The following is a 24777-nucleotide window of genomic DNA, read 5'->3' on the forward strand; positions in this document are numbered from 1 at the left end:
CTATCAGGAAACCAAGTCTAGCGAGCCCTGCTTTACGGACATTGACGCGAAGCAAAGCCGGGCTATCCTGACCAGATCTGCAACAGTGCTAGCGCGGCACCAGCAACACGCTACTGGCCGTGGCCAGTGCAATCGCCACGCCATACGGTATGCCACCCACGCTGCTGATGGCAGGCAGCGGCACGGACTGCATGGGCAGGCCCAGACAGCGCCACCACAGGGGCGCGCACAGGACAAGGATGTTATTCCACGCCTGCCGTGCGCGGCCCGAACGCAGCAGCATCAGCAGCGCCAGCAGACCGCCGAACAAGGTAGCCAATGCAGCTACTTTGAGCACCGCCAGCGGCCCCAGAAACGCCCCCACCATGGCCAGCAGCTTTACATCGCCGGCCGCCATGGCGCGCAGCAGATACAGGGGCAGAAAAACAAAAAGGCCGGTGACAGCACCGGCCAGCCATTGCTGGGTCACTGCGCCATGGGTTCCGGCCAGACTATGCAGGAGCAGCGCCAGCAGCAGGCCGCTCAGTATCAGAACATTCGGAATTTTGCGCAGCGTCAAGTCTGTCAGCGCGGCCTGCGCCACCAGACAGACCAGTATCATTTCTATGGCAGTGAGCATGATCAATTCTCCCGTATGGCTCTCCGGCACAAGTGCGGCCGGAGAGCGCACAGACATCTGAAGTGGCGGCCAGTTTCAGGTGTGGATATGGCTGGCGATCTCGGTAAAGGCTGCGTTCAGTGCCGGCGTCAGCAGGCCGAAGATGGACACCACCGCGCCCACCATCACGGCGGCGATCAGACCATATTCGATGGCGGTAATGCCGTCATCATCGTGGGCAAAAGCTTTTACTGCAGTAATCAGTGCGTGCATGATGTGCTCCCTTTGAGTGTGTGAGAAAACCCCTGTTGCAGCGGGCGGCGTTGCCGTTTTTTCCGTTTGCTGCAGCATTGGATTCACTATACAAAAGCTGCCGCAAAGCAAGTTGACGTGACGCAAGTTTTCCGCATGGAATCATTTGCCGCGATTGATGAAATTTATTCACGAGTACCCCCGAACAGTGCTGGCTTATGTCAAACTGCACCCTTATCTGTGTGGGTATGCTGCTATGCAGATGAGTTGTCGGAAAAAAGTTGCATTCGTTTGTAAGAGATGTTTTATTTCACACACATGAATTGCTTTGATTACAAAAAGCTATTATCCTGCCTAGCTGTTCTTTGGAAAGGCTCCCCGTTGCTGCTTCACTGTGCGCCTGACTATCAAAGATATAGACTTGATAGGCGCGAAGCTGGCCTGGTTCAACACAATGTGGTGTGACTACTCTCCAAAGAGGACAATGAATTCCCTACTGAAACACATGGTGGACATGACTGGCCACCGCGATCACACGATGCTGGATATATCGGTGATCTCGGCGGTGCAGGAACTGGCTAACGCTAGCCAGACCCGCGTGCTGTCGCTAGTCACCATCCGTGGCAAAACCTTTGTGCGTCCCCGTGCCCGCATCCGCGCTGGCGAAGTTGCGCACATGCTGGAGAATCTGGATCCGCACCATGCCGGCGAGCCGCTGGTGAATATCACCGCGCTGGCCCACTGCATCAGCCACCACGAGTCGAGTGCCGACGTCGTCAACGAACTTGGCGGCCATACTCTTTGGCTGCCGATCTGGATGGGCGACAAGTGCGATACCTGTCTGGAAATCATCAACCCGACGCCCTACACCCCCGATACCATCCACGTTATTGGTGGCATCGTCAGCGTCTACCGCAATTTCCAGAATCTGCTCGATTACAGCGAACGCGATTCGCTCACGGGTCTGCTCAACCGCAAGACGTTCGACGACCAACTGGCCAAGATGCTCGCGGCCAGCACGGAAAGCCATTCCGTCACCCTGCCCGGCGAGCCGGAACGGCGCAGCCCGCGCGATCAGGAAAAACAGTGGCTGGCCGTGGTCGATGTCGATCACTTCAAGCTGGTCAACGACCGCTTCGGCCACCTGTATGGTGACGAAGTACTGATTCTGATCGCCAACCTGCTGACTTCCTCGTTCCGCAGTCAGGATCGTGTGTTCCGTTTCGGCGGCGAAGAATTCGTCGTGCTGCTGCGCTCCACTACACTGGAAAATGCCAAGAAAATCATCGAGCGTTTCCGCATGAGTGTAGCGGCGCACGATTTCCCGCAGGTCGGCAAAGTTACCGTCAGTGTCGGCTTTGTCAGCATCAGCGCGCTCGACGCGCCCGTGATGATCCTCGGCCACGCCGATCAGGCGCTGTATTACGCCAAAAGCCATGGCCGCAACATGGCCTGCCATTACGACGAACTGGTGCAGGACGGCCTGCTGCAGACCGTCACCTCCAACGATACGGCGGAATTCTTCTAAAAAAAACAGCCTCGCAAGAGGCTGTTTTTACATGGGGCGCTGGCGTTTTAGGTCAGGCTCAGGAAGCGCATCGGATCGACATTCCACTTGCTGGGCGATTCGTGGCCGACGATCTTGTCGCCGCCGCCAAAGCCTAGTCCGCGCGACAGATCCACGGTTTCCGGTTTGATGTACAGATTCTGCTTGGTATTGAAGAAAACGTTGACCTTGGGCGCCAGCAGATTGGTTTCATGCGGCTCCACCACCACCCCCAGACGGCCCGATTCCAGCATGACCATGGTACCGACGGGGTAGATGCCCACGCAGCGCATGAATTCCTGCGCATACTGGGGATTGAAGTGGAATTTACTCCACTCGTAGATCTTGCGCAGCGCCGCCGCGGCCGACATGCCCTTGTGATAGCAGCGGTCGGCCGTAATGGCATCGTAGACGTCGACGATAGCCGCCATCTGCGCCAGTTCGCTGATGCCGTCGCCACCGAGTTTTTCCGGATAACCGCTACCATCGCGGCGTTCGTGGTGGTGCAGGGTGATATCGAGCGGGATCGGGCCGATTTCCGGCGACTTCAGCAGAATATCGTAACCGTCTTTCGGATGGCGTTTGATGATGGCAAATTCTTCGTCCGTCAGCGGGCCCGGCTTGTTGAGGATCTTGTCCGGCACCAGCGCCTTGCCGGTGTCGTGCAGCAAACCGCCCAGACCTGCCTGATGGGTGCGCTCCGCTTCGAAGTTGCGCGAACGGCAGAACGCCACCAGCAGCGTACACACGCTGACGGAATGCAGGAAGGTGTAATCGTCCTTGGTCTTAATCCGCAGCAAGCCCACCAGTGCGCCGGGATTGCGCAGAATCGATTCAGTGATATTCTCCACCACCGGCGATACCTGATCGAGTTCCACCGCCTTGCCCAGACGGGCATCCTGCATCACCGTGCGTACCAGCGTGGATGCCTGATGACGGATCTGCACGGCACGCTGCATTTCCTCGCCCAGCGAAACACGCGTGACGATGGGCGATTTGGCGGCTATTTCGACAATTTCGCGCTCGGTGGCGGCCTGTGCTTCGGCCAACGTGGGCGCATCCTGCACGTCCAGTCCCTTTTCGTTGTCGATGACAACGTCGTGGATACCGGCATTGATAATCTTGCGGATTTCATCTTCGCTCGACAGCAGGAAACGGTTACGCACAAACGGATGAGTCATCCAGTCGCAACTCAGGTCATGTATGTACATGCCCACTTTAAGCTGGGAGGAGTCGACTTTCTTTAACATGCGGAACCTACTGAGAGTGGGGCTTGGACTGCCGGGAGGGACGATTCGAGTATATCAAATAGTTGCCCGTCGGGACTAAATTTCCGGATGCTATCATCTGTTTGTACCCTCGGAGACACTATTATTATGGAACTTCGTCAGCTTCGTTATTTTGTTGCCATTGTTGACCACGGCTCTTTGTCCAAGGCAGCCGTGGTCTTGCATATTGCGCAACCCGCGCTGACCCAGCAGTTGCGCCAGCTGGAAGACGAACTGGAAGTACAATTGCTGCACCGCAGTGCGCAAGGCGTGCTGAGCACGGATGCGGGCAAGGTGTTCTATCAGCATGCACAAGCCATCCTCAAGCAGGTGGCCGATGCCCGTTCGGCCGTCACCCAGTGCAGCGAACGTCCGAGCGGGGTCGTCACGCTGGGCCTGCCGCACAGTATTTCCGGCGCCCTCGCCCTGCCCCTGCTGACGGCGGCACGCGCCCAGTACCCTGAAATTACCCTGCAACTCACGGAAGAAATTACCGGCAATCTGAGCGAACAGCTCAGAGCCGGCCGCATCAATCTGGCCGTACTATTCGATGATGGCCAGCTGGGCGGCTTTGCCGGCACTGCGCTGGTGGAAGAAGAATTGCGCTTTATTTGCGCCACAACGGCACAGGATAATGGGGATAGCAACGACAGTGAGCAGTCACTAACGTTGGCCGAAGCGGTACAGCACACCCTGATCCTGCCCAGCCCTCTGCAGGGAGTGCGTCCCCGTATCGACAGCGTGGCACATCAGGCGGGCCTGAGCCTGCAGCACGTCATCGAGATCAATTCCATCGCCATCCTCAAGTCGGCCATCCTGGCCCATCTGGGTGCCACCATCCTGCCCGCCGCCCCCGTGCTCGATGAACTGCAGCGCGGCAGCATGCGCTCGCGCCGCATCGAACAGCCGACCATTTCGCGCACCGTGGTGCTGTGCGCCTCGCGCAATATCCCCCTCACCAATGCAGCGGAAGCCATCCGCAAACTGGTGCAGCAAGTGAGCCAGCAACTGTGCACCGAACAGTTGTGGCCGGGCGCGCGCATGCTGCCATAAGTTTTACTTATACCACCATAGCCGAACGGTATTTCCGTATACGTCAACTAGCGCCCATACTCCGCGTCAAAGTGGATAGTCGCGTCGTGCTGCATGTCTGCAGTTCTGACCTAAACTGATCCCAGCGCCGCTAACCATGCGGCTCATGGCCTGTTCCCGGCGTGCCTACCCGGCACCACCTAGAACAGGCGCGATTCTGATACCAAACCGGAGACACGCCATGCCCGATACCACGGCAAACGGCCCAGCGACGTCGCACGACGGCGCCGCCAGCACCCCTACCCCTTCCACGCCTTCGCGCCTCACCACGGTCAGCCTCGACGACAAATATACGGCCACCAGTGGCGATATCTTCCTGTCCGGCATACAGGCGCTGGTGCGCCTGCCGATGATGCAGCGTGTGCGCGATCAGGCCGCTGGCCTGAACACGGCCGGCTTCATTTCCGGCTACCGCGGTTCGCCGCTCGGTGGTCTGGATGAAAATCTGTGGAAGGCCAAAGGCCATCTGGAAGCCCACCACGTGCAGTTCGTACCGGGCGTAAACGAGGATCTGGCCGCCACCGCCGTATGGGGTTCGCAGCAGGTCGATCTGATTGGCGAAGCCAAATACGACGGCGTGTTCGCCATGTGGTACGGCAAAGGCCCCGGCGTAGACCGCTGCGGCGACGTGTTCAAGCACATGAACCATGCCGGTACCTCGGCCAAGGGCGGTGTGCTGCTGGTAGCCGGTGACGACCACGGCGCCTATTCGTCTACCCTGCCGCACCAGTCGGACCACCTGTTCTCGGCCTCCATGATCCCGGTGCTGTACCCGTGCAATGTGCAGGAATATCTGGATCTGGGTATCCACGGCTGGGCCATGTCGCGCTTCTCCGGCTGTACCGTGGCTTTCAAGGCGCTGGCCGATACGGTGGAATCGTCCGCTTCGGTCGATGCCAACCCGTTCCGCGTCGAGGTGAAAATCCCGCAGGACTTCGTCATGCCCGAGGGTGGCCTGAACGCCCGCCTGTCCAGCATTCCGCTGGGGCAGCAGGCGCGCAATCAGGAAGCCCTGATGCAGGACTACAAAATCTACGCAGCGCTGGCCTATGCGCGCGAGAACAAGCTCAATCACACCACCATCACCAGCCCGAACGCCAAGCTGGGCATTATCGCCTCCGGCAAATCGTATCTGGACGTGCTGGAAGCGCTGGAAGAACTGGGCATCGATGAAAAACTGGCAGCCGAACTGGGGCTGCGCCTGTTCAAGGTCGCCATGCCATGGCCGCTGGAACCGGACAGCGTGCGCGAGTTCGCGCAGGGTCTGGACGAAATTCTGGTGGTGGAAGAAAAACGCCAGATCGTCGAATACCAGCTCAAGGAGCAGTTGTACAACTGGCGCGACGACGTGCGTCCGCGCGTGATCGGCAAGTTCGATGAAAAAGGCGAATGGGTGGCGCCGCGCGGCGAATGGCTGCTCACCTCCAAGGCCGACTTCTCCGTATCGCAAGTGGCGCGCGTGATTGCCAGCCGCGTGTCGCGCCTGATCAGTGATCCCGTCACCTGCGACCACATCAAAGCCCGTCTGAGCTTCCTCGATGCCAAGGATGCGGTATTGAAGAAGGCCATCAACACTCCATTCCGTCCTGCTTTCTATTGCTCCGGCTGCCCGCACAATACCTCGACCAAAGTACCGGAAGGCAGTCTGGCGCTGGCCGGTATCGGCTGCCACGTGATGGCCACCTCGATCTACCCCGAGTTCAACAAGCTGACCACCCACATGGGCGGCGAAGGCGCACCGTGGATCGGTCAGGCTGCGTTCTCCAAGATCCCGCACGTGTTCCAGAATCTGGGCGATGGCACCTACTTCCACTCCGGTTATCTGGCGATCCGCGCCGCCGTCGCGGCCAAGGTCAACATCACCTACAAGATACTGTACAACGACGCCGTCGCCATGACGGGCGGCCAGCCGGTCGATGGCACCACTTCGGTGCCGATGATCGCCCAGCAAATGGCAGCCGAAGGCGTGAAGCGCATCGCACTGGTGACGGAAGACCTGAGCCGCTATACCGACCGCAGCGCCCTGCCGAGCATCGTCAGCCTGCACGACCGCAAAGACATGGACGCGGTGCAACGCGAGCTGCGCGAAATCGGCGGCACTTCGGTGCTGATCTACGACCAGACCTGCGCGGCCGAAAAACGCCGTCGTCGCAAAAAAGGCGAATTCCCTGACCCGGCCAAACGCATGGTCATCAACGAAGCCGTATGCGAAGGCTGCGGCGATTGCGGCATCCAGTCCAACTGCGTTTCCATCCTGCCGAAAGAAACGGAATTCGGCCGCAAGCGCACCATCGACCAGTCGTCCTGCAACAAGGACTACTCGTGCGTGAAAGGCTTCTGCCCGAGCTTCGTCACGGTGGAAGGCGGCAGCCTGAAAAAATCCAAGGCCGGCGTCAGCAAGGACAATAGCGATGACGGCTTTGGCGCGCTGCCAGAACCGGCCCTGCCGAACTGCGACCAGCCTTACAACATCCTGATCAACGGTATCGGTGGTACGGGCGTTATCACGGTCGGGGCGCTGATGGGCATGGCCGCCCACCTCGAAGGCAAAGGCGCTTCCGTGCTGGATATGACGGGTATGTCGCAGAAAAACGGCTCGGTGACTTCGCACGTGAAAATCGCCCGTAGCCCGGCCCACCTGCGCGCCCAGCGTATCGCGACCGGCGAAGCCGACGTGATCCTCGGCTGCGACATGCTGACCGCCGGTGCTGCCGACGCAGTCTCGAAAATGCGTCCGGGCCGCACGCTGGCCGTGGTCAATCTGCACCAGCAGCCACCGGGCACCTTCGCCCAGAAGCCGGACTGGCAATATCCGGTGGAAGAAGTGCGCGCGCTGATCGAAGAATCGGTCGGTGCCGGTGCTGCCGACTTCATCGACGCCACCAAACTGGCCACCGCGCTGATGGGCGATTCGATTGCCGCCAACCTGTTCATGCTCGGTTACGCATGGCAGAAAGGCCGCATCCCGCTGGCCGAAGCCTCGCTGCTGCGCGCCATCGAACTCAATGGCGTGGGCATCGCTTCCAACAAGAAGAGCTTCCTGTGGGGCCGCCGTGCCGCCGTCGATCTGGCCAAGGTACAGCGCGTGGCCGCACCAGCACAAGCAGTGCTGATGCAGATGCCGCAAAGTCTGGACACCATCATCGCCAAGCGCGTGGACTTCCTCACCGCCTACCAGAACGCAGCCTACGCTGCCAGCTACCAGCAACTGGTGGAACAGGTGCGCGCACGCGAAAGCACTCTGGGTCTGGGCAACAAGCTGTCTACCGCTGTCGCCAAGTACGCCTTCAAGCTGATGGCCTACAAGGATGAATACGAAGTAGCGCGCCTGTACACGGATGGCCGCTTTGTCGAACAGTTGCAGCAACAGTTCGAGGGCAGCTTCTCGCTCAAGTTCAATCTGGCGCCGCCGCTGTTTGCCAAGAAGGACGCCAAAGGCCACTTGGTCAAGGCGGAATTCGGCTCGTGGATGTGGCAGGCCATGAAGCTGATGGCCAAACTCAAAGGCTTGCGCGGCGGTGCCTTCGACCTGTTCGGCCACACGGCGGAACGCAAGATGGAACGTGCGCTGATCGTGGAATACCGCGAACTGGTGCAGCACCTACTGGGTGCGCTGTCGCCGGAAAACCACGCGCAAGCGGTGGAACTGGCCAGCCTGCCCGAAAAAGTACGCGGTTTCGGCCACGTCAAAGAGCAGGCTGTGGCCACCTTCCGTAGCGAAAAAGCCCGCTTACTGAGCCAACTGGGCCTGCAACGCGCCGCCTAATGCCGCTAAAGCCCCAAAAAGCCCACTAAACACCACTCCAGGGCCGGATCTCACCATCCGGCCCGGTGCTTTGCGCTGGCCGACCATCACAATTGACGTTTACGTAAAGGGAAACGTAAACGTCATATAATGGCCGAACGACGCAGATCGCCACCAGCATTCAAGGGACATCATGACTGACCTCTCCACACCGAATATGGCTGCCGTACCAGAACAGCCACGCCTGAATAACAAAATCCGCTTCGTCACGGCAGCCTCGCTGTTCGATGGCCACGACGCTTCCATCAACATCATGCGCCGCATCCTGCAATCGAACGGCGTGGAAGTGGTGCATCTGGGTCACAACCGTTCGGTCGACGAAGTGGTCACCGCCGCGCTGGCCGAAGACGTGCAGGGTATCGCCATCTCCAGCTATCAGGGTGGCCACGTCGAATACTTCAAATACATGATCGACCTGCTGCGCCAGCGCGGCGGCGCCCATATCAAAGTGTTCGGCGGTGGCGGCGGCGTGATCGTGCCCGATGAAATCGCCGACCTGCATGCCTATGGCGTAAGCAAAATCTTCAGCCCCGAAGATGGCCAGCGTATGGGTCTGGTGGGCATGATCCAGTGGATGGTGCAGCAATGCGACATCGACCTGTCCGACTATTCACCGACCACGCTGGAGCCACTGCGCGCAGGCAGCATCGAAAGCCGCCACCGTCCGCTGGCACAGCTGATTACGGCACTGGAAAACGACAAGGCCGCACCGGCCCTGCGCGCCGAACTGCTGGCTGCCGCCGAAAACCTGCCGGTGCCTACGCTGGGTATTACGGGCACGGGCGGTGCCGGTAAATCCTCACTGACGGATGAACTGATACGCCGTATCCGCCTCGATCAGGGCGACGCGCTGAATATCGCCGTGATCTCGATCGACCCGTCGCGCCGCAAATCGGGCGGCGCGCTGCTGGGCGACCGTATCCGTATGAACGCCATCAACCCGTGGGGCGGTCAGGCGCGCGTGTTCATGCGCTCGCTGGCTACCCGTGAAGCGGGTTCGGAAATCTCGCAGGCGCTGCCGGACGTGATCGCCGCCTGCAAAGTGGCCGGTTTCGATCTGGTGATCGTGGAAACCTCCGGCATCGGTCAGGGCGATGCGGCCATCGTGCAGCACGTCGATGTGTCGATGTACGTGATGACGCCGGAATTCGGCGCTGCCTCGCAGCTGGAAAAAATCGACATGCTCGATTTCGCCGACTTCATCGCCATCAACAAGTTCGACCGCAAAGGCGCGCAGGATGCGCTGCGTGACGTGGCCAAGCAGTACCAGCGCAACCGCGAACTGTGGAGCAAGCGTCCGGAAGAAATGCCCGTGTTCGGCACCCAGGCTTCGCGCTTCAACGACGATGGCGTGACGGCGCTGTATCAGGGTCTGCTGCCCAAGCTGGCCGAATTCGGCCTGCAGGCCAAGGCCGGCAAACTGGCACCCGTCGAAGTGCGTTACTCGAGCGGCAAAAACGTCATCGTGCCGCCAGCCCGTGCGCGCTATCTGGCCGAAATCGCCGACACCGTGCGCGGCTACCACCGCAACACCCGCAAGCAGGTCACGCTGGCACGCGAGCGCCAGCAACTGAGCGAAGCCAAGCGCATGCTGGCCGCCGCCCATAAAAACGCCGACTTCGACGAGCTGATCGCCGAGCGTGACAGCAGCATGGATGCCGGCGCCAAAAAGCTGCTGGCACAGTGGCCCGATCTGCAGGCCGCCTACGCGGGTGACGACTATGTGGTGAAAATCCGCGACAAGGAAATCCGTACCCGCCTGATCCACCACACCCTATCCGGCAACAAGATCCGCAAAGTGGCGCTGCCACGCTATGAAGACCACGGCGAAATCCTGCGCTTCCTGATGGCGGAAAACGTACCGGGCTCGTTCCCGTTCACGGCCGGTGTGTTTGCCTTCAAACGCGAAGGCGAAGACCCGACCCGTATGTTCGCCGGTGAAGGTGATGCCTTCCGTACCAACCGCCGCTTCAAACTGGTTTCGACTGGCATGGACGCCAAACGCCTGTCCACGGCGTTTGACTCGGTCACGCTGTACGGCGCCGATCCGGCCCTGCGTCCCGACATCTACGGCAAAGTGGGTAACTCGGGCGTGTCGATCGCCACGCTGGACGACATGAAAGTGCTGTACGACGGCTTCAATCTGTGCAGCCCCAGCACCTCGGTGTCGATGACCATCAATGGTCCGGCCCCGACCATCCTCGCGATGTTCATGAACACGGCCATCGACCAGCAGGTAGAAAAATTCAAGGCCGAAAACCAGCGCGATCCTAGCGCAGACGAAGCGGCCAAGATCAAGGCATGGGTGCTGCAGAACGTGCGCGGCACGGTGCAGGCCGACATCCTCAAGGAAGATCAGGGCCAGAACACCTGCATCTTCTCCACCGAGTTCTCGCTCAAAGTCATGGGCGATATACAGGAATACTTCGTGCACCATCAGGTGCGCAATTTCTACTCGGTGTCGATCTCGGGCTACCACATCGCCGAAGCGGGTGCGAATCCGATTTCGCAGCTGGCCTTCACGCTGTCCAACGGCTTCACGTTTGTGGAAGCCTATCTGGCGCGCGGCATGCACATCGACGACTTCGCACCGAATCTGTCGTTCTTCTTCTCCAACGGCATGGACCCCGAGTACACGGTGCTGGGCCGCGTGGCACGCCGCCTGTGGGCGGTGGCCATGCGCGACAAATACGGCGCCAACGACCGTTCGCAGAAGCTCAAGTACCACATCCAGACGTCGGGCCGTTCGCTGCACGCGCAGGAGATCGACTTCAACGATATCCGTACCACGCTGCAGGCACTGATCGCCATCTACGACAACTGCAACTCGCTGCACACCAACGCCTACGATGAAGCCATCACCACGCCGACCGACGAATCGGTACGCCGTGCGCTGGCGATCCAGCTGATCATCAACCGCGAATGGGGTCTGGCCAAGAACGAGAACCCGAATCAGGGCTCGTTCATTCTGGAAGAACTGACCGATCTGGTGGAAGAAGCCGTGCTGCAGGAATTCGAGCGCATCGCCGAACGTGGCGGCGTGCTGGGTGCGATGGAGACGGGCTACCAGCGCGGCAAGATACAGGAAGAGTCCATGCTGTACGAGCACCAGAAGCATGACGGCACGCTGCCTATCATCGGCGTCAACACCTTCCGCAATCCGAAAGCCGGTAGCGAAGCGCCACAGACCATCGAGCTGGCCCGTTCCACCGACGACGAGAAGCAATCGCAGCTGACCCGTCTGGAGGACTTCCACGCCCGCAACGCCGCCGCTGCGCCGCAGGCACTGGCCGCACTGCAGCAGGCCGCCATCGATAACGCCAATGTGTTCGACAAGCTGATGGACGCCGTGCGCGTCTGCTCGCTGGGCCAGATCACCACGGCGCTGTTCGAAGTAGGTGGCCAGTACCGCCGCAATATGTAAGTCCCCGCCGCCCCCGCCAGCGTCCCTCACGGCGCTGGCGGCGGCGCGCATCAGCCTTCTGGCAGGCGCCACTTCTTGCCTTTTCCGACGTTCTGTCCTACTCTTCAATTGATCGTATAGCACGCGATTCTGCGTCTTTACGCCTAGAAATATTGCCTAGAGGTTAATCGTGCCCTCCGTCACTTCCGTCAACGCGCTGCAAGCTTCGATTGCACAAGCCGAAAGGCAGGTGCAACAGGATCAGGTGCGCGTGAATCAGGATGCTAGCCGGCTCGAACAGAGCCGTCAGCAGCTGGCGGACGACCAGCAGACGCTGGATGACACCAAACGCCAGAGCACCCAGGCCAGCAGTGCGGCACCCGTGCAGCCTCCCGCGACGCCGAATCTGACCCAGGCCATCGAAAAGCCCAGCCGTGCCGAGCAGGTACTGCCGGCCGAACTGAGCGCCCAGCCGCGTGTGCAGATCAATGCGCAAGGCCAGACCATCGGCAAACTGATCAACGTCACCGCCTGAGCGCAGGCCGCACCTCGCCGGCCGCACCTCCCCTACACGGGGCTGGCGCGTGTTTCGCTGGCTAAGGTGGCGGCCGGTACGCTACTGCCCTGCCCTTCCTGCTGTTTAACGGCCTCCCACCATGCCTCGCCCCGTGCAGGCTGAGCTATATCAAGCTGCTGACCTATGGCCGGTGTCGCCAGCGCCACACCGCGCTCGGCTGCCAGTGCCGTGATGCGGTCAAACGGGTCATGCCATGCGTGCAAGGCCAGATCGAAGGTGCCGTTATGGATGGGCAACATCACCTTGCCGCGCAAATCCAGATGGGCCTGCAGCGATTCGGCCGGCTGCATGTGCACATCGGGCCACTGGGGATCGTAGGCGCCCGTTTCCACCATGGTCAGATCGAACGGGCCGTATTTCTGGCCGATTTCCTTGAAGCCGGAAAAATAGCCGCTATCGCCGCTGAAGAAAATCCGCAGTTCGCGCTGCTCGATCACGAACGAGGCCCACAGCGTGCGGTTGCGGTCATTCAGGCCGCGACCGGAGAAATGCTGGGCCGGCGTGGCCACCAGTTTCACACCATCCACATGGGTGGCTTCCCACCAGCCTAGCTGGCGCACTTTGGCCGACTCGATACCCCATGCAATCAGACGATCACCCACGCCCAGCGGGGTGATGAAATGCTCGACCTTGGGCGCCAGTTGCAGCACGGCCGCATGGTCCAGATGGTCGTAATGGTCGTGCGACAGAATCACACCCTTGATGGGCGGCAGCTCGGCGATGCTCAGCGGCGGCGCATGGAAGCGCTGCGGCCCCATCCATTGGAACGGCGAGGCCCGCTCCGAAAACACAGGATCGGTCAGCCAGAAGCTGCCGTCGAGCTTGAGCAGCATGGTGGAGTGGCCGAGCCGGAACAGGCTGCGATCCGGAGCAGCCAGTAATTGCTGCTGCGTGATCGCGTGAACTGGGATGGGCTGGCGCGGCACCGTGTTGCGCGGCTTATCGAACAGAAAGCGCAACATCAGGCCCAGCGTCTTTTTCAGCCCCATCTTGTGCATGGCAACGGGATTGCGGTAGCGCCCCTGATGGCGGCGCGGCTGGCTGGCAGCAGCCCAGCTATCGAAACTGTTGGCAGTGTCTGCGGCAATAACGGATGGATGATTCATATTCGGCAACCCCGTGGCTAGGCCACAAAGCTGTGGCTACCCTGTGTAGACGGGGCAGCCCGTGCCATATTGCATAACGCTGCAAAAAAATTTTACGCCGTGGCGCTAGCCGAAGCTGACCGCGTACACGGGCGGCAAGTGGGCGGCGATAGTCTGCCACTGACCGCCGCCATCTTCGGATAGCCAGACTCCGCCCGTGGTCGAGCCCATCAACAGCACGCGCCCATCCTCGCTGACATCCAGGCCATGGCGATACACCAGATCGTAACAATGTTGCTGCGGCAGGCCGCCGCGCCATGCGGTAAAACTCTGGCCGCCATCGGTGGTGCGGGTCACGGCCAGCGCGGCCTGCGGCGGGATGCGCTGACTATCGGCACTGGCCGGTACAAACCACGCCGTTTCGCCATCCTGCGGGTGCACTGCCGTCACAAAGCCGAAGTTTGATACCTGCTGCGGCCGCACTTCCTGCCAGTGCGCACCATTGTCGACCGAGCGCCAGATGCCGTTATGGTGCTGGCACCACAGCTTGTCCGGCTCGGCCGCACAGCGCACGATGCAGTGCGGATCCTGCACCGCCTGCACACCGGCCAGTTCGGGCGGCATATAGGTGGCGCGCATGCCTTCGGCACGCAGCTGCCAGCTGGCGCCACCATCCGTGGTCAGCCACGCGCCACCGCAGGAGATGCCCACCAGCACTGCATTGCTGTCGCGCGGATCAACGCAGATGCTGTGGATGCCGGGTACATCGTAGCCGCCGCCCATCCACTGCGCCCGTTCCGGCACCTGCCACAGCGCTTCCACCAGTTGCCAGCTGCTGCCGTAATCGTCCGAGCGGAACAGCCCGCCGGGCAAGGTGCCAGCCCACAGCACGCCGGGCTGCTCCGGCCCGCCGGCCGCCAGCGACCAGATCTGCAGCACCTTCCATTCGACAGGATCTTCCGACTCGGCCGGCTTGGGCGGAAACGCCGGCACAGCCACTTCGGTCCATTCACTGCAGCCGGCCATGCGGCGGTGCAGCTTGGGGCCGAAATGGCCCAGATGCAGGGCCGCATAGAGCGTGCCGTCGCGCCGGTCGGCCAGCAGCATAGATACGGGGTCACCAAGGAAATGGTGCGCACCCAGCTGCCATGTTCCAGCCGTGCGTTGCAGTTCGAATAGACCTTTGCGGGTCGCCAGATAGGCGCAATCGGACATATCAGCCTCCTGATAGGGCTTGCAGAATGTACACCTGAGAATCGGGCTGCAGCGCATCGTCGAGCCGCTCGCGCTCGCGGGTGCGCTGGCCGTCAATGAAGATCACCACATTCGCGCGCAGATGGCCCTGCTCGTCCAGCACATAGCTGCGCAGGCGCGGCTGGCCGGCAAACGCCTGCTCCAGCGCCGTACGCAGGTCGCCCGCTGTGCTGGCTACCTGCGGCACCGGCAGAAAACGCGCCAGTTGCTGGGTAAAGATCAGTTGCGCCATGAATACCTTATGCCTGCTGCGATCACCGATAGGGGATTCTATGCCGATTCCACTACAATGAAAACGCCACATTCAAGGGAGCGCGCCATGTCGATTACCCCGCAGGAACTACAGCAGCTGATGGTGGAAGTAGAACGCGAAGATCCTATCGATTTTGCCGATCTGCCATTCGAGGAAGACGAGTTGCGCGGGCTGATCGCCAGCCATCTGTGCGATATGGCCGATGCGATGGAAGGCTTCAGCGAAGCCGACCGGCAGCTCACACTGCTGGCCGTCGCCGCCAAACTGGTGCTGGAAAATATGGTGCTCAACATTCAGTTGCTGCGCCGTCATGGCCTGCCAATGACGGAGTCGGCCGAAGCCCTGCTGAGCCGCCTGCGCAGCAAACCGGGGCCGGACGACTGAAACAAAAAATTACGTTTATTACATGCAAGATTTGCAATAATATGCATACCTTTCATCTTGCGGAGTTCCGTAGCATGGCCAACATCAATATCAATCTGGGCACCAGTATTATTGCCTCCAATTTCAGCAGTGCCAGCAGTGACGATGCCTTGCAGCTAGCCCCCATGGTCGATACCTTCTTTCAGGCCAGCTATGGTTTCGATAGCGCACATTACTACTACAGCAGCCGCAGCACTTCCGGCAGTACCATGCGCATCAATTACGCCGATGGCGCCTATAGCCAGTTCAGCGGCATCACGCTGGCCAACCCGAATGCCAGCGTAGGCGATGCCAGCGCGATGGTGCTGGAGCGTGTCCTGCCCGGCTATTTCAGTCTGAATATCGGCGGCAACCTGAACTACCACTACGATGCCAATCAGGGCTCGTTCTACGGCACCACCAGCACCGTCACGGATACCACCATACGTACTATGCTGCCGACCAACAACCCGGAATATGATCCAACCACCGGCAACGTCACCATCGGCATGCATGGCCGCGTCAATGTCGCGCAATCGGACGATTTCAGCGGCACGCTCAGCAGCATAACCCTGAGCGCGGAAAAGACGCTGGCTCTGGCCACCATCAGCGGTGATTTTGCCGTGCAGGGCAATGGCATGCTGATCGGTCATGAACTGAGCTCTACCCAGCTTACTGGCCGTCTGGATGGCATCGTCATCAACTACCGTGATGGCAGTTCCTTCAGCGCCACCGGACTGGGGCTGGCGATCAACGGCCAGACGCAACTGGGCGACACCATGCTGGCCAATCCGGCCAACTTCAGTGGCGACGACGTGGTGAATGTGACGCTAGCCAGCAAGCTTGGGGAGAAGCTGCAACTGGCCACGGGTGCCGGCAAAGACACTATCGTGCTCAAGGGTGGGGCCGAATCGCTGACTGTCGATGCGGGCAGCGGCAACGATACCATCACCTTGATCGACCACTACCATAGCGTCGATGGTGGTAGCGGCAGCGATACGGTGGTGCTGGCTGGCCCGCGCAGCAGCTACCAGATCACCCAGAACGGCAACAACCTGACGGTGCAGTCGAAAAGCTTTGTCGGTGGTACCGATGCGCTGACGAATGTGGAACGGCTACTGTTCGATGATGGCGCCGTGGCCTACGATATTTCGGGTAATGGCGGGCAGGTCTACCGGCTGTATCAGGCCGCGTTCAACCGCGCGCCCGACGCGGGCGGTCTGGGCTTCTGGATGCACCAGATGGATACCGGCATGTCGCTCGACGCGATTGCCAGCTACTTCACCACCAGCGCGGAATTCAAAACCATGTATGGCAGCAATCTGAGCAATGCTGCACTGGTCGACAAGCTGTATCAGAACGTGCTGCACCGCGCCGGTGACGACGGCGGCATCAAGTTCTGGAATAACTATCTGGATAATCAGGGCGGCACGCAGGCCAAAACGCTGGCCTACTTCGGCGAAAGCGCCGAAAACCAGTCCGCGCTGATCAGCGTCATCGGCAACGGCTTCAGCTACACGCCTTACGGCTGAAGCTTGGCCGCGGGCACCACCAGCGTCAGATCGGTTTCCGCCTCGGCCACGCAAGGCAGGATATAGCCCTCGCGCTTTTCTTCCTTGCTCAGGCCGGGCCACTCGACGTGGTAGCGCACCTTGCCGCGCGTACTCAGGCACATGCAGGTGCGACACGCGCCCGTGCGGCAGGAGCTGGGCAGTATCACGCCCGACCATTCCGCCGCTTCCAGGATGGTCTCGCCCGACCGCGCTTCAAACACCCAGTTCTGCCCCGACAGGGTGACCTGTACCGACTTGCTCATGCTGCTACTCCGCTGTGACGTTGTAGCGGCATGATAGCGCGTCTGCCTGCATGGCGGTCAGACCAGCAGTTTGACTTTCTTGTTTTCCACTGCAGTTTTCTGAGCGCGGTGCTCGTCGGCTGCCGTCTGGGTCGCCATCGCCACCGAGGTGCGCGCACCATGGCCCGCTTGCAGCTTGAACACGGCAATTGCCTGCGACACGCAACGCGTCTGCAGCGCCAGATTGCCCGCTGCGGCCGCCGCTTCTTCCACCAGTGCGGCATTGCGCTGGGTAATATCGTCGATCTGGATCACCGCTAAATTGACCTGACCGATGCCATCGCTCTGCTCCTGCGTCGCATTGGAAATTTCGTCCATCACCTGCGTGACGCGGCTGACGGCAGCGATCACTTCGTTCATGGTCACGCCGGCGCTATTGGTCAGCACGGCACCGCTTTGCACTTTCTCGATCGAAGCATTGATCAGTTCCTTGATCTCCTTGGCCGCTGCAGCCGAGCGCTGCGCCAGTGCGCGTACTTCGCTGGCCACCACGGCAAAGCCGCGCCCTTCCTCACCGGCACGGGCCGCTTCCACTGCCGCATTGAGCGCCAGAATATTGGTCTGGAAGGCGATGCCATCAATCATGCCGATGATGTCGAGAATCTTGCTCGACGACGCGTTGATGGCATCCATAGTCGCGACCACCTGCGCCACGATGTCACCGCCCTGCGCCGCCACTTCGGCCGCCCGCTCGGCCAGCTGGTTGGCACTGGCCACATTGCTGGCACTCTGCTGCACCGTCGAGGTCAGCTGCTCCATGCTGGCCGCCGTCTGCTGCAGGCTGGAGGCCTGCGATTCGGTACGGCCGGACAGATCCATATTGCCGTCGGCAATCTCGTCAGTGGCCATGGAAATCTGGTCGAAATTGGCGCGCACGTCACCGATGATGCTGCGTAGATTCACATTGGTCTGGCGCAGCGCGGCCAGCAACTGCGCCATTTCATCTTCGCCCTGCACCTTGATATTCGAAGTCAGATCACCACCGGCCATCATACGGGCGGCATGAGTAGCCCGCTTGAGCGGCATGGCTACCTTGAAGTACAGGCTGCGTCCCAGATTCAGCATGCCCAGCCCTGCCACCAGCGCAATCATACCCAGCCAGTTCTGCATACTCGCCAGACGGTTGCCATCCACCACAAACAGCAGGCCTGCCAGCAGCAGCATGGCAACAGCCAGCACCGTGGTAGCACTCACCACCTGTTTATCAAGTGGCATGCGCACGGCTTCGCGCGCACGGGTCCACCAGAAGCTGCGCAGAGCCCGGCCATGCACGATGCGCAAACGGCGCGGATTGCCTTCACGGATTTCGCGGTAAAGTTTTTCCGCAGCGGCCACCTGCTCGCGTTCCGGCTTGGTACGCACGGACAGATAGCCGACCGGCTTGCCGTTTTCAATGACGGGCGTGACATTCGCCAGCACCCAGTAGAAGTCGCCGTTCTTGCGGCGGTTTTTGACCAGCCCCGTCCACGGCGTGCCGCTCTGTATGGTCTGCCACATGTCGGCAAACGCTTCCGGCGGCATATCGGGATGACGCAGGATATTCTGAGGCGCCCCCATCAATTCCTGTTCGGTGTAGCCACTCACCTGAATGAAGTACTGATTGGCGTAGTTGATATTACCTCGCAAGTCAGTGCTAGAGACAATGGTTTTGCCATCCTCCATCACATACTCATGCTGGGTTACAGGATGATTGATCCGCATCGCCACTTCCTTTCCAGAGAAAATAGAAGACACACGGCTATCAGGTTACCTGTACTACTGGTAATCAAATATCTCCAATTGTTTCAGTCTAGGCTACTCCCCCTGACTTTTTCCCCGTCGTTGTCCTAAACAACAATGTTTCTGTGCTTCCAGCGCAACAAAATCAGTCCGGTTTGAAGTTTTGCCCCAACGAAACAGGCTTGTTGAGCAAAATCGTCTGCGGATTACGGCAGATAATCATCAGCACGATGATGGTGGCCAGATACGGCAGCATGGACAGGAACTCGGCCGGAATTGCCAGTCCCATGCCCTGCCCGTGGAACTGCAGCACCGTCACGCCGCCGAACAGATAGGCCCCCACCACCACGCCGCGCGGCTTCCAGGTGGCAAACACCACCTGCGCTAAAGCGATCCAGCCCCGTCCCGCCGTCATGCCTTCCACCCACATCGGCGTCAGTGCCAGCGACAGATAGGCGCCGCCCAGCCCTGCCAGCGCACCGCCAAACAGCACCGTGCCATAGCGCAGGCCGATCACGGGATAGCCGATCGCATGGGCCGCCTGCGGCGATTCACCGACCGCGCGGATCAACAGCCCCAGACGGGTGCGCGCCAGCAGATACGCGACTGCCAGCGCCAGCGCCAGCGAGAAATACACCATGGCGTCGAAGCGGAACAGCAGCGGCCCCACAAACGGCAGTTGCGACAGCAACGGGAACTCCAGATGCGGCATGGGTGCCACCGTCTGGCCCACCAGTCCGCGTCCCATGAAGGCCGACAGGCCGATGCCGAACAGCGTCAGCGCCAGCCCCGTCGCCACCTGATTGGTCTGCAGCGTCAACACCAGAAAACCGAAAATCAGCGCCATCGCCATCCCCGCCAGCATGGCAGCCAGCAAACCGAGACTCATCTGCCCCGTCGTCAGCGTAACGCCGAAACCCACCACCGCGCCCACCAGCATCATGCCTTCCATGCCCAGATTCAGCACGCCGGAGCGCTCGGTCACCAGTTCGCCCATCGAGGCCACCACCAGCGGCGTGGCAGCACCGGCCGTGCTGGCGAGGAAAGCGATTAACAGTTCGGTACTCATCAGGCTTGCTCTCCGGAGGTAACAGGCAGGCGGCGCACGCGCGGCTTGAAGCGGTAATGGATAAACAGATCGGCCGCCAGCAGGTAGAACAGCAGCAGGCCCTGGAACATGCCGGTGATGGCGGACGGCACCTGCAGTTCGATCTGCGCCGTTTCGCCACCGATGTAGAGCAGCGACATCAGCAGCGCCGACAGCACCACACCGAGCGGGTGCAAGCGCCCCACATAGGCCACGATGATGGCGGCAAAGCCGTAGCCGGCCGAGACAGACGGCTGCATCTGCCCCAGCGGCCCCGCCACTTCACCCACGCCGGCAACGCCAGCCAGCGCGCCACTGACCATGAAGGCCAGCCAGACATTGCGCGGCTCGCTAAAGCCCGCGTACAGGGCGGCAGCGGGCGCCATGCCGCTCACCTGCATGCGGTAGCCGGCAAAGCTATGCTTGCAGAAGAACCACGCACCCAGCGCCGCCAGCAGCGACAGGATGAACGCGGCATTCACGCGCAAGCCTTCCACCAGCAGCGGCAAGGTGGCCGCGTCGCTGAACATTTTCGACTGGGGGAAATTGAAACCGGCTGGATCGCGCATGGGGCCATGCACCAGATAGCTGAGCAGGTGGTAGGACACATACACCAGCATCAGGCTGACCAGTATCTCGTTGGTGTTGAAGCGGGTGCGCAGCAGCGCGGGGATGGCGGCCCACAGCATACCGCCCAGCGCACCGGCCAGCAGCATCAGCGGCAGCACCCACCACGCCTGCACTTCATCGAAATACAGCGCCACCGCGCCGGCCGCAATCGCGCCTACCGTCAGCTGGCCATCGGCACCGATGTTGTTGACGTTGGCGCGGAAGCCCAGCGCCAGCCCCACGCCGCACAGTATCAGCGGCGTGGCCTTGAGCAGCAGTTCACCTACGCCGTACAGCGTGGTCCACGGTTTGATAAAGTACACATAGAAGGCCGCCAGCGGCTCCTGCCCCATCAGGAAGAACAGCACGGAGCCGCTCAGCAGCATGGCCACGGCGGCCAGCAGCGGTGAGGCCAGCATCATGCGGCGCGAAGGTTCGGGACGGCGTTCAAGCCTGGACATGGTCTGCTACTCCTTGCTGGGAACTGAAATCGCCGCTCATCCACACGCCGATCTGGTCAATACTGGTGGTGGCGGCGGGCACGGCTTCGGACAAACGGCCATCGGCCAGCACGGCGATGCGGTCGCTCAGCATGAACAGTTCGTCCAGCTCCTCCGACAGCACCAGCACGGCCACGCCCTGATCGCGCATATCGATAATGGCCTGCCGGATCAGCATGGCTGCACCGATGTCCACGCCCCACGTGGGCTGGGCAAACACCATGACTTTCGGCGCCAGCGCGATTTCGCGGCCGACGATGAACTTCTGTAGATTGCCGCCGGACAGGCTGGTGGCGGCCGATAGCTCGTCGCCGCACTTGACGTTAAAGCGCTCGATCACCTTGCGGGCAAACGCGCGCACCACGCCGCGCCGGATCACGCCATGGCGCACCATGCCCGTCTGCGCTGCGGGCAGATAGCCGGTCAGCAGGGCGTTATCGGCTAGCGACATATCAGGCGCGGCACCGCGTCCCAGCCGTTCTTCCGGCACGAATCCCAGCCCCAGCTGACGCCGCTGGGCCGCATCGAGCGCGCCCACATCGGTGCCGCTAAAGCGTATCGTGCCTTCATCGACTGCCAGCAGACGTTCGCCCGAAATCACCTTGAGCAGCTCCTGCTGGCCATTGCCCGAGATACCGGCGATGCCGACGATCTCGCCGCTACGCAGCTTCAGGCTGATGTCCTTCAGGTGGGTGCCGAACGGATCGCTGCTACGCACGTTCAGATATTCCAGCGTCAGCAGATCGGCACCCGGCGTGCGCGGCTGATGCACGCAGACGGGCAGTTCGCGTCCTATCATCAGCTCGGCCAGCGATTTGGCGCTTTCCTGTTTCGGATTGGCCGTGCCGGACACGCGCCCCGCACGCAGCACGGTAGCTTTGTCGCACAGCGACTGGATTTCATCGAGCTTGTGACTGATGTACAGAATGCTCACACCTTGCGCGGCCAGCTGGCGCAGCGATTCGAACAGACTCAGTACCGCATCGGGCGTGAGCACGGAAGTCGGTTCATCCATGATCAGCAAGCGTGGCGACTGCAGCAGACAGCGCACGATCTCCACCCGCTGGCGCTCGCCCACCGACATGCTGTGTACCAGCCGCGCCGGATCGAGCGGCAAGCCATACTGTTCGGCCACGGCGCGGATACGTGGCGCCAGTTCGGCCGGCGTCACCTTGTCGTCCAGCGCCAGCGCGATATTCTCGGCCACCGTCAAGGTTTCAAATAAGGCAAAGTGCTGGAACACCATGCCGATGCCCAGCTTGCGCGCAGCCTGCGGCGAGCCGATTTCCACCTGCCGGCCTTCCCACATGATCTGGCCATCGTCAGGCCGCGTCACGCCGTAAATGATTTTCATCAGGGTGCTCTTGCCGGCGCCGTTCTCGCCCAGCACGGCGTGTATCTCGCCCGGCATAACCGTCAGGTTGACGCCATCATTGGCCACCACCGACGGGTAGATCTTGGAGATGCCCAGCAATTGCAGGCGCGGCTCGCTCATCGGCACTTCCTCTTTCGTATACAAAATGGATATCCTTTCAGAGGCAAGTAATGTGCCACAGCTAGCACAGCCTTGCGGCCCTAAATCGACGCCAGTGTGCACCAAATCTGACACTCCACCTCACCAACAGCGTGCAGCACGTCCGAAATGAGGACAAAACAAAGTCGTTTCGTACACAATAGCAGCTACCCTAACACGACAGCGTGTACACAATCTGCCTAGCATGGTTCCTGCTTTATCCAGCGTGAGCACACTCTCACGGAGAATCCACCAATGCCATCCACTGGTTCTGCAGACCGCGCAAAACGCGGCACCACGGCGGTCGACATGCGCATCTATCGTGCCGTGATCAACGCTGTCATGAGCCACCGCCTGCCACCCGGCACCCATCTGGGCGAAGCCGACTTCTGTGAACTGTATCAGGTCAGCCGCACCACGGTGCGCAAGGCGCTGCTGCGGCTCGCGCATGAACACATCATCGAACTGCGCCCCAACCGCGGCGCCGTCGTAGCCTCGCCCACGCCGGAACAGGCCCGCGATATTTTCGCCGCGCGCCGTGCCATCGAGCGCGAAATCATCCCGCTGGTGATCCGCAATGCCACCGCCAGCTCGATCGGCCAGATTCGCGCCGCACTGGCAGCGGAAGATCAGGCACGCCGCAGCGGCGACCGCGCCGCGTGGATACGGCTGGGCGGCGAATTCCACCTGCTGCTGGCACAGCTAGCCGGCAATCAGGTGCTGCAGCGCTATATGGCTGAACTGGTGTCGCGCTGCTCGCTGATCATCGCACTGTACGAGCCGCCGGGTGCCAGCATGTGCGAGAACGACGAACACCAAGATCTGGCCAGCCTGATCGAACAGGGCAAAGTACAGCAGGCTACCCAGTTAATCGAGCACCACCTGCTGGAAATCGAAGCGCGCCTGCGGCTGGGTGCACAGGAAAAGAAAATCCGCCTGGCCGATGCGCTGGCAGGCTGCTAGAACGTACGCCAGTTCGGCATGGCGCACAAATTGCTAATGAATCACTTGGAAGTGTTAGGCAATACCGTATAAATAATATGATTTTTACTTGAATGGAGCCCACTGATGTCCCAATTTGCCCGCCGTACCGCCCTCGCCCTGCTGGTCTGCAGCAGCTTCGCCGCCCAGGCCGCCGACTGGAGCGATACTTCGCTCAGCTACCGCTACGGTACTAAATACGCCGAGCCGTTCAACAATCAGGACATCAGCAAAAACATCTTCAACCTGACCAGCGTCTCCGGCTACAAATACGGCAAGAACTTCTTCAGCGTCGACTTCCTACTGTCGTCGGAAGCCGATCCATCCTCGGCCGGTGCCAAGGATGGCGCGCACGAAGCCTATGCCGTGTACCGCCACACGCTGGATCTGGGCAAGATCAGCGGCGCCAATCTGGCCTTCGGTCCCGTGCGCGGCGTAGGTGCCACCGCTGGTTTCGACTACAACACCAAGACCGATGCCGGCTACAACTCGAAGAAGCGCATGCTGGTAGCCGGCCCTACCCTGATGCTGGACGTGCCGGGCTTCCTCGACGTCAGCCTGCTGGCTCTGCGTGAAAGCAATGCACCGTACAACACCTTCAGCCACGTGCAGACCCCGCGCTACACCTACAAGACCCACGCCATGCTGACGGCCGCATGGGGCATTCCGTTCGAAGTGGCCGGCGTGCCACTGTCCTTCGAAGGCTTTGCCAACTTCATCGGCACCAAGGGCAAGAACGAATTCGGTGGCGACACCGCGCGCGAAACCAATATCGACATGCAGATCATGTACGACATGAGCGCTGCCGTCAGCGCGCCGAAGAACACCTTCAAGGTGGGCGTGGAATACCAGTACTGGAAAAACAAGTTCGGCAATCCGGACACCAACAACCCCGGCGCCACCGCCAAAACCCCGATGGTGCGTGCCGAGTACCATTTCTGATCGCAGCCTGAGTTACACCGCATCCTGAACGCTACT

Annotated in this window: 20 protein-coding genes; 9 read left to right on the forward strand and 11 right to left on the reverse strand. The window is 60.8% G+C overall.

All coding sequences use genetic code 11. The annotated features are described in order from the left end of the window. Nucleotides 1-88 precede the first annotated feature (88 nt). Entirely contained in the window at nt 89-619 is a 531-nt protein-coding gene (locus tag ABNT42_RS21045; protein WP_348700363.1) for a prepilin peptidase, read from the reverse strand. Nucleotides 620-694: 75 nt separating this feature from the next. Further along, the gene (locus ABNT42_RS21050) at nt 695-871 is read right to left on the reverse strand and encodes a Flp family type IVb pilin (RefSeq protein WP_348700365.1); all 177 of its coding nucleotides are present in this window, start codon (nt 869-871) and stop codon (nt 695-697) included. 463 nt (nt 872-1334) lie between these two features. Here ABNT42_RS21050 and ABNT42_RS21055 point away from each other — a divergent pair, with 463 nt between their 5' ends. Beyond that, nucleotides 1335-2378 carry a GGDEF domain-containing protein gene (locus tag ABNT42_RS21055; protein ID WP_348700367.1) on the forward strand — a complete coding sequence of 348 codons (1044 nt, stop codon included), beginning with the start codon at nt 1335-1337 and terminating at the stop codon, nt 2376-2378. Between the two features lie 47 nt (nt 2379-2425). Here the strand turns inward: ABNT42_RS21055 and ABNT42_RS21060 are convergent, their stop codons facing one another. Beyond that, nucleotides 2426-3646, reverse strand: a complete 1221-nt coding sequence (locus ABNT42_RS21060) for an HD-GYP domain-containing protein (protein ID WP_348700369.1) — start codon at nt 3644-3646, stop codon at nt 2426-2428. A gap of 126 nt (nt 3647-3772) precedes the next feature. On the opposite strand from ABNT42_RS21060, the gene ABNT42_RS21065 reads away from it, so the two are divergent. From ABNT42_RS21065 to ABNT42_RS21080, 4 genes are all read left to right on the forward strand, one after another. Then, the gene (locus tag ABNT42_RS21065; protein WP_348700371.1) at nt 3773-4717 is read left to right on the forward strand and encodes a LysR substrate-binding domain-containing protein; all 945 of its coding nucleotides are present in this window, start codon (nt 3773-3775) and stop codon (nt 4715-4717) included. A 220-nt stretch (nt 4718-4937) separates the two neighbouring features. Then, nucleotides 4938-8522 (forward strand): indolepyruvate ferredoxin oxidoreductase family protein, encoded by a 3585-nt coding sequence (locus ABNT42_RS21070; protein WP_348700373.1) that lies wholly within the window; start codon nt 4938-4940, stop codon nt 8520-8522. 172 nt (nt 8523-8694) lie between these two features. Continuing rightward, nucleotides 8695-11985 carry a fused isobutyryl-CoA mutase/GTPase IcmF gene (gene icmF, locus ABNT42_RS21075; RefSeq protein WP_348700374.1) on the forward strand — a complete coding sequence of 1097 codons (3291 nt, stop codon included), beginning with the start codon at nt 8695-8697 and terminating at the stop codon, nt 11983-11985. Between the two features lie 169 nt (nt 11986-12154). Next, the gene (locus ABNT42_RS21080) at nt 12155-12499 is read left to right on the forward strand and encodes a hypothetical protein (protein ID WP_348700376.1); all 345 of its coding nucleotides are present in this window, start codon (nt 12155-12157) and stop codon (nt 12497-12499) included. 32 nt (nt 12500-12531) lie between these two features. Here ABNT42_RS21080 and ABNT42_RS21085 read toward each other — a convergent pair whose 3' ends face one another. The 3 genes from ABNT42_RS21085 to ABNT42_RS21095 all read right to left on the reverse strand — a co-directional run bounded on the left by ABNT42_RS21085 (nt 12532) and on the right by ABNT42_RS21095 (nt 15112). Beyond that, nucleotides 12532-13647, reverse strand: coding sequence for an MBL fold metallo-hydrolase (locus tag ABNT42_RS21085; RefSeq protein ID WP_348700378.1), 1116 nt, complete (start codon nt 13645-13647; stop codon nt 12532-12534). A gap of 105 nt (nt 13648-13752) precedes the next feature. Then, nucleotides 13753-14841: an exo-alpha-sialidase gene (locus tag ABNT42_RS21090; RefSeq protein ID WP_348700379.1), complete on the reverse strand. Its 1089-nt coding sequence runs from the start codon at nt 14839-14841 to the stop codon at nt 13753-13755. Nucleotide 14842: 1 nt separating this feature from the next. Further along, nucleotides 14843-15112 carry a MoaD/ThiS family protein gene (locus ABNT42_RS21095; RefSeq protein WP_348700381.1) on the reverse strand — a complete coding sequence of 90 codons (270 nt, stop codon included), beginning with the start codon at nt 15110-15112 and terminating at the stop codon, nt 14843-14845. Between the two features lie 87 nt (nt 15113-15199). On the opposite strand from ABNT42_RS21095, the gene ABNT42_RS21100 reads away from it, so the two are divergent. Together ABNT42_RS21100 and ABNT42_RS21105 are read left to right on the forward strand one after the other, a co-directional pair. Beyond that, nucleotides 15200-15517, forward strand: a complete 318-nt coding sequence (locus ABNT42_RS21100; protein WP_348700383.1) for a hypothetical protein — start codon at nt 15200-15202, stop codon at nt 15515-15517. A 74-nt stretch (nt 15518-15591) separates the two neighbouring features. After that, entirely contained in the window at nt 15592-17067 is a 1476-nt protein-coding gene (locus ABNT42_RS21105) for a DUF4214 domain-containing protein (protein ID WP_348700385.1), read from the forward strand. On the opposite strand, the gene ABNT42_RS21110 is transcribed toward ABNT42_RS21105, so the two are convergent. The 5 genes from ABNT42_RS21110 to ABNT42_RS21130 form a co-directional block, all read right to left on the reverse strand. Continuing rightward, complete coding sequence (locus tag ABNT42_RS21110; RefSeq protein ID WP_348700387.1) at nt 17058-17351, reverse strand: 2Fe-2S iron-sulfur cluster-binding protein; 294 nt, start codon at nt 17349-17351, stop codon at nt 17058-17060. The genes ABNT42_RS21105 and ABNT42_RS21110 overlap by 10 nt on opposite strands. Before the next feature lie 57 nt (nt 17352-17408). After that, a complete protein-coding gene (locus ABNT42_RS21115) occupies nt 17409-19091 on the reverse strand; it encodes a methyl-accepting chemotaxis protein (RefSeq protein ID WP_348700389.1) in 1683 nt (560 codons plus the stop codon). A gap of 163 nt (nt 19092-19254) precedes the next feature. Beyond that, on the reverse strand, nt 19255-20178 hold the full coding sequence (locus ABNT42_RS21120; RefSeq protein WP_348700391.1) for an ABC transporter permease: 924 nt from the start codon (nt 20176-20178) through the stop codon (nt 19255-19257). After that, nucleotides 20178-21266, reverse strand: a complete 1089-nt coding sequence (locus ABNT42_RS21125) for an ABC transporter permease (RefSeq protein ID WP_348700393.1) — start codon at nt 21264-21266, stop codon at nt 20178-20180. Before ABNT42_RS21125 ends, ABNT42_RS21120 begins: the two co-directional genes overlap by 1 nt. Beyond that, entirely contained in the window at nt 21253-22800 is a 1548-nt protein-coding gene (locus ABNT42_RS21130) for an ABC transporter ATP-binding protein (protein ID WP_348700395.1), read from the reverse strand. The genes ABNT42_RS21125 and ABNT42_RS21130 overlap by 14 nt, the downstream gene beginning before the upstream one ends. Nucleotides 22801-23073: 273 nt before the next feature. On the opposite strand from ABNT42_RS21130, the gene ABNT42_RS21135 reads away from it, so the two are divergent. Together ABNT42_RS21135 and ABNT42_RS21140 are read left to right on the forward strand one after the other, a co-directional pair. Then, nucleotides 23074-23781, forward strand: coding sequence for a GntR family transcriptional regulator (locus ABNT42_RS21135; RefSeq protein WP_348700397.1), 708 nt, complete (start codon nt 23074-23076; stop codon nt 23779-23781). A gap of 105 nt (nt 23782-23886) precedes the next feature. Then, nucleotides 23887-24741, forward strand: coding sequence for an outer envelope protein (locus tag ABNT42_RS21140; RefSeq protein ID WP_348700398.1), 855 nt, complete (start codon nt 23887-23889; stop codon nt 24739-24741). Nucleotides 24742-24777: the final 36 nt, after the last annotated feature.

Source organism: Duganella fentianensis (assembly GCF_964031615.1).
GTDB lineage: Bacteria > Pseudomonadota > Gammaproteobacteria > Burkholderiales > Burkholderiaceae_D > Rugamonas > Rugamonas fentianensis_A.

Excerpts from the sequence above, each read along its gene's own strand:
- icmF (WP_348700374.1), top strand. The coding sequence starts at position 8,695 with ATGACTGACCTCTCCACACCGAATATGGCTGCCGTACCAGAACAGCCA.
- ABNT42_RS21095 (WP_348700381.1), bottom strand. The coding sequence starts at position 15,112 with ATGGCGCAACTGATCTTTACCCAGCAACTGGCGCGTTTTCTGCCGGTG.
- ABNT42_RS21130 (WP_348700395.1), bottom strand. The coding sequence starts at position 22,800 with ATGAGCGAGCCGCGCCTGCAATTGCTGGGCATCTCCAAGATCTACCCG.
- ABNT42_RS21065 (WP_348700371.1), top strand. The coding sequence starts at position 3,773 with ATGGAACTTCGTCAGCTTCGTTATTTTGTTGCCATTGTTGACCACGGC.
- ABNT42_RS21070 (WP_348700373.1), top strand. The coding sequence starts at position 4,938 with ATGCCCGATACCACGGCAAACGGCCCAGCGACGTCGCACGACGGCGCC.
- ABNT42_RS21090 (WP_348700379.1), bottom strand. The coding sequence starts at position 14,841 with ATGTCCGATTGCGCCTATCTGGCGACCCGCAAAGGTCTATTCGAACTG.
- ABNT42_RS21105 (WP_348700385.1), top strand. The coding sequence starts at position 15,592 with ATGGCCAACATCAATATCAATCTGGGCACCAGTATTATTGCCTCCAAT.
- ABNT42_RS21140 (WP_348700398.1), top strand. The coding sequence starts at position 23,887 with ATGTCCCAATTTGCCCGCCGTACCGCCCTCGCCCTGCTGGTCTGCAGC.
- ABNT42_RS21060 (WP_348700369.1), bottom strand. The coding sequence starts at position 3,646 with ATGTTAAAGAAAGTCGACTCCTCCCAGCTTAAAGTGGGCATGTACATA.
- ABNT42_RS21125 (WP_348700393.1), bottom strand. The coding sequence starts at position 21,266 with ATGTCCAGGCTTGAACGCCGTCCCGAACCTTCGCGCCGCATGATGCTG.
- ABNT42_RS21115 (WP_348700389.1), bottom strand. The coding sequence starts at position 19,091 with ATGCGGATCAATCATCCTGTAACCCAGCATGAGTATGTGATGGAGGAT.
- ABNT42_RS21050 (WP_348700365.1), bottom strand. The coding sequence starts at position 871 with ATGCACGCACTGATTACTGCAGTAAAAGCTTTTGCCCACGATGATGAC.
- ABNT42_RS21110 (WP_348700387.1), bottom strand. The coding sequence starts at position 17,351 with ATGAGCAAGTCGGTACAGGTCACCCTGTCGGGGCAGAACTGGGTGTTT.
- ABNT42_RS21055 (WP_348700367.1), top strand. The coding sequence starts at position 1,335 with ATGAATTCCCTACTGAAACACATGGTGGACATGACTGGCCACCGCGAT.
- ABNT42_RS21120 (WP_348700391.1), bottom strand. The coding sequence starts at position 20,178 with ATGAGTACCGAACTGTTAATCGCTTTCCTCGCCAGCACGGCCGGTGCT.
- ABNT42_RS21135 (WP_348700397.1), top strand. The coding sequence starts at position 23,074 with ATGCCATCCACTGGTTCTGCAGACCGCGCAAAACGCGGCACCACGGCG.
- ABNT42_RS21045 (WP_348700363.1), bottom strand. The coding sequence starts at position 619 with ATGCTCACTGCCATAGAAATGATACTGGTCTGTCTGGTGGCGCAGGCC.
- ABNT42_RS21085 (WP_348700378.1), bottom strand. The coding sequence starts at position 13,647 with ATGAATCATCCATCCGTTATTGCCGCAGACACTGCCAACAGTTTCGAT.
- ABNT42_RS21100 (WP_348700383.1), top strand. The coding sequence starts at position 15,200 with ATGTCGATTACCCCGCAGGAACTACAGCAGCTGATGGTGGAAGTAGAA.